The following is a 494-nucleotide window of genomic DNA, read 5'->3' on the forward strand; positions in this document are numbered from 1 at the left end:
GCGCTGTCGAAGTCGTACTGGTGCTTCATCGGCTCCATCGGCTTGGGCTCGATCAGGAAGTTGCCCTTCAGGCCAATGCTGCGGCCGTAGTCGCGCGCCATGCTGAGGAAGCGCGCGAAGTGCTCGAGTTCGCGCTTCATCTGCGTGTTGACCAGCGAGGCGTAGCCTTCGCGGCCGCCCCAGAACACGTAGTGTTCGCCGCCCAGTTCCACCGTCGCCTCCAGCGCCGCCTTCACCTGCACCGCGGCGCGCGCCACCACGGCGAAATCGGGATTGGTCGCGGCGCCGTTCATGTAGCGCGGATGCGAGAACAGATTGGCCGTGCCCCACAGCAGCTTCATGCCGGTCGCGTCCTGGCGCGCCTTGGCCAGGCCCACCATGTGCTTGAGGTTCTTCTCGTACTGCCCGGCATCGTCGGCGTCCGGCGCCAGGTCGATGTCGTGGAAGCACCAGTACGGCACGCCGAGCTTGGTGAAGAACTCGAACGCCGCATC

1 pseudogene is annotated in these 494 nt (G+C 65.8%); it reads right to left on the reverse strand.

The window, feature by feature from the left end:
• Positions 1 to 494: pseudogene (locus tag D180_RS11920) on the reverse strand (xylose isomerase); the annotation flags it as partial.

It is taken from the genome of Xanthomonas sp. SHU 166 (assembly GCF_000364685.1).
GTDB lineage: Bacteria > Pseudomonadota > Gammaproteobacteria > Xanthomonadales > Xanthomonadaceae > Xanthomonas_A > Xanthomonas_A sontii.